General features: G+C 49.2%; 4 protein-coding genes. 3 read left to right on the top strand and 1 reads right to left on the bottom strand.

Going from position 1 to position 3,206, the window contains the following annotated elements; translation table 11 throughout:
• The 3 genes from IQ242_RS20590 to IQ242_RS20580 all read left to right on the top strand — a co-directional run.
• Positions 1-555, top strand: a 555-nt coding sequence (locus IQ242_RS20590) for an ABC transporter ATP-binding protein (protein ID WP_193961234.1), incomplete at its 5' end; no start/stop codon positions are given.
• A gap of 4 nt (positions 556-559) precedes the next feature.
• Positions 560-1,768, top strand: a complete 1,209-nt coding sequence (locus IQ242_RS20585; protein WP_193961233.1) for an ABC transporter substrate-binding protein — start codon at positions 560-562, stop codon at positions 1,766-1,768.
• A gap of 12 nt (positions 1,769-1,780) precedes the next feature.
• The gene (locus tag IQ242_RS20580; protein WP_002802509.1) at positions 1,781-2,551 is read left to right on the top strand and encodes an ABC transporter permease; all 771 of its coding nucleotides are present in this window, start codon (positions 1,781-1,783) and stop codon (positions 2,549-2,551) included.
• Positions 2,552-2,598: 47 nt separating this feature from the next.
• Here the strand turns inward: IQ242_RS20580 and IQ242_RS20575 are convergent, their stop codons facing one another.
• The gene (locus IQ242_RS20575) at positions 2,599-2,952 is read right to left on the bottom strand and encodes a hypothetical protein (RefSeq protein WP_193961232.1); all 354 of its coding nucleotides are present in this window, start codon (positions 2,950-2,952) and stop codon (positions 2,599-2,601) included.
• Positions 2,953-3,206: the final 254 nt, after the last annotated feature.

Raw genomic sequence — 3,206 nt, 5'->3', positions numbered from 1 at the left:
CTACAAGCCCCAGACATCCGCAGCTCGATCGTCTTTCAATCCCCCGCCCTTTTACCTTGGTTAACCGTTTGGCAAAACGTAGCTTTTGGTTTGAAATTAAAGCGGATGCCCCGCCTCGATCATCAGCAATTACGGGAAAGGGTTCACACCGCCGTTAAAAGCGTCAAACTAGAGGGCTTCGAGCGTGCCTATCCTCATCAACTATCGGGCGGTATGGCTCAGAGAGTTTCTCTAGCCCGCGTCCTCGCCCGCCGCCCCTCTCTCCTGCTCCTGGATGAGCCGTTTAGCGCCCTCGACGCGATCACCCGTTTCGAGATGCAAAAACTCCTCCTAGAAGTCATAGCTCTCTATAACAGCACGGTTCTCCTCGTTACCCACGACATCGACGAGGCCCTATTAGTGGCCGATCGAGTTCTTCTCATGGGCCGTCATCCGGTGGGCATCCGCCGAGAATGGACGATCTCGATGCCGAAACCCCGTTTCGAGTCAGCGAAGCTTTTGAGTGATCTACGCCAGTCAATTTTTCAAGAATTAGCCCTTGTGATGACACTGTAAATCCATGAACCTAGACGATAATTGTGCTTGTTGCGGCATGAGCCGTCGAGATTTCCTGAAACTTTCGGCACTGTTTACCAGTTCCTTCGGGGCAGCGATCGCCGCCGATAATTGGAATCTTCCCGTTAACGCCAATGCCAAAGATCAGCCTGTGAAAATCGGTTATCTACCGATTACGGATGCTGCCCCCCTATTGGTGGCCCACTCGCGAAAACTTTATCAAGCGGAAGGTTTAACTGCCGAACAACCGCGCCTATTCCGCTCTTGGGCGCAGATTGTTGAGGCCTTTCTCGCTCGGCAGGTGAACGTTATTCACGTTCTTTTTCCCACCTCGATCTGGATTCGTTACGGGCGCAATTTCCCCGCTAAAATCGTCGCTTGGAACCATACCAATGGTTCAGCCCTCACCGTCCTTCCCGATATTGAAAATCCCAGGGAATTGGGAGGTAAAACGATCGCGGTTCCTTTCTGGTATTCGATTCATAATTTGGTCTTGCAACAACTCTTACAACGTAACGGGCTGAAAATAGTTCGCAAAGCCAAGGACGCGCCGATCGCTTCTAACGAGGTTAATCTAGTGGTTCTCCCGCCCCCGGATATGGTATCAGCCCTCGCCAATAAGAGCATCGGTGGTTATATCGTTGCTGAACCTTTCAACGCGGCGGCGGAAAATCTCAAAACCGGTAGGGTTCTCCGTTTCACCGGCGATGTCTGGAAGAATCACGCCTGTTGCGTTGTCTTTGTTCACGAGGAGGATATTAGGCAACGGAAACAATGGACGCAGAGGGTGGTAAACGCCCTCGTTAAAGCTCAACTCTGGTCCCGGAGCAATCGCTCGGAAGTGGCCCGGATTCTCTCTAAAGATGGTGGAAAATATACCCCTCACCCGCTGCCAGTATTGCAACGGGCGCTTACTTACTATGATCGCAATTTCTATAAAAAAGACGGGGCGATCGAGAATCCAGCTTGGCAAGTCAACCGGATCGATTTCCAGCCCTATCCTTTCCCTTCCTATACCGAGGAACTGGTACGCTTGCTCAAAACCACTCAGGTGGAAGGAAATACGGATTTTCTCCAAAAACTGCAACCCCGACAGGTGGCCCGGGATCTCGTGGATGACTCTTTTGTCCGTAATGCCTTGCAACAGGTGGGCGGACCGAAAGCTTTCGGCTTACCGAATAATCTCTCCCGCATCGAGACGATCAAATTTTAAAGGTCTGAACCCATGAAGTCACAATCTTTGACCTCCCCGCCAAGAGCCTTACTACCCTTATGGGGTATCGGCTTTGGATTATTGCTCTGGTGGCTATTTACCAGTCCTCTATGGCACTCAAACCCGATTTTAAATGATTTTTCCCCTGAACGCTCTTTTGTCGCTTTATTACGGCTTTTTGTTGGGGGGGAGATTATGCCCCATATCCTCACCAGTTGCCGCCGGGTTATTGTGGGCTTGGTTCTCGCTAGTGCCATCGGTGTGCCGTTGGGGGTATTAATCGGGTTGTATCGCTCCCTTGAATCGGCTTTGTCGGCCCTATTTCAATTTCTACGCATGATTTCGCCCCTTTCTTGGATGCCTTTAGCGGTGATGGTTTTGGGAATTGGTGATCTACCCGTGTATTTTTTGCTGACGGTGGCGGCCATCTGGCCGATCCTTCTCAATACGGCTGCTGGGGTTAATGCGGTTGATCGCTCTTGGTTGACTTTAGCCCGCAGTCTCTGTGCTACCCGAGGGGAAACGGTTTTCCAGATTATTCTGCCTGCGATCCTCTCCCATCTCTTAACTGGTTTCCGTTTGGCTATAGGTATTATCTGGATCGTTCTTGTCCCGGCGGAAATGCTGGGGGTTAGTGCGGGTTTGGGTTATTATATTCTCGATACACGCGATCGACTCGCCTATTCAGAGTTGATGGCGGTGATTCTCGTTATTGGCGCGATTGGTTATCTGCTCGATTGGGGTTTGCGTCTGGCCCATCGCTCTTGGACGCATCAAGATTAGCCTCTTGGTTCAACTATGTGGGAAGGGGGAAGTCTTGGTGCTTTTCTTTAGTTGAAAGAGCGGGCCAGACGACTAACCCCGGTGTGTAATAACTGTTCCAAGCTTTGGCGATCGCTAATGGCTTGAAAATTGATCACAAAACAGGTTAAACCTAGTCCAAAGAGGATAAAAGTGGGGGCCATAACCACACCAATCATTAACCAAGTGGCGACGTGGAGAAACATGGTGACAGCGAACAACAAAGCTAGGGAAGCAATGGGTAAGATTTGACGGGTAGGACGACCAAAATAGAGAAAAAGAACGGTTAAAAGGGTGGTTACTAAGTTAGCGGGTACTAAAAAGGCACAAATCGAGACGCAATAGTGGCGGGAAAATTCAGCGAGAGTATTAAAATCTATCATGAATAGTAGTTTATAAATCCCTAAGTCTTAGCACTGTCGATTGTAGCGGAAAATTTAGGTGATTGGGTTTAAGGTGACTAAAGGCTGTGGTGCAATAGATTTTCGAGAGGGAGCTAAAACGAGGATCGGGGTTAACCACAGAAACCAAAAACCTACCTAAAGCTTTTTAAAGCTACTCATTTCTGTAGCTAGATAGCTAAAATAAGTAACTTTGGCCACCGATAGATTTTAAGAACGTTATCAGGTATAATCAA

The sequence above is a fragment of the Microcystis sp. LEGE 08355 genome, from assembly GCF_015207185.1.
In the GTDB taxonomy this organism is placed as follows: Bacteria; Cyanobacteriota; Cyanobacteriia; order Cyanobacteriales; family Microcystaceae; genus Microcystis; species Microcystis panniformis.
The sequence above is the reverse complement of the archived record's forward strand: the minus strand, read 5'-3'. Positions and strand labels throughout refer to the sequence as shown.

Coding starts and splice junctions, on each gene's coding strand:
- IQ242_RS20585 (WP_193961233.1), top strand. CDS start 560: ATGAACCTAGACGATAATTGTGCTTGTTGCGGCATGAGCCGTCGAGAT.
- IQ242_RS20580 (WP_002802509.1), top strand. CDS start 1,781: ATGAAGTCACAATCTTTGACCTCCCCGCCAAGAGCCTTACTACCCTTA.
- IQ242_RS20575 (WP_193961232.1), bottom strand. CDS start 2,952: ATGATAGATTTTAATACTCTCGCTGAATTTTCCCGCCACTATTGCGTC.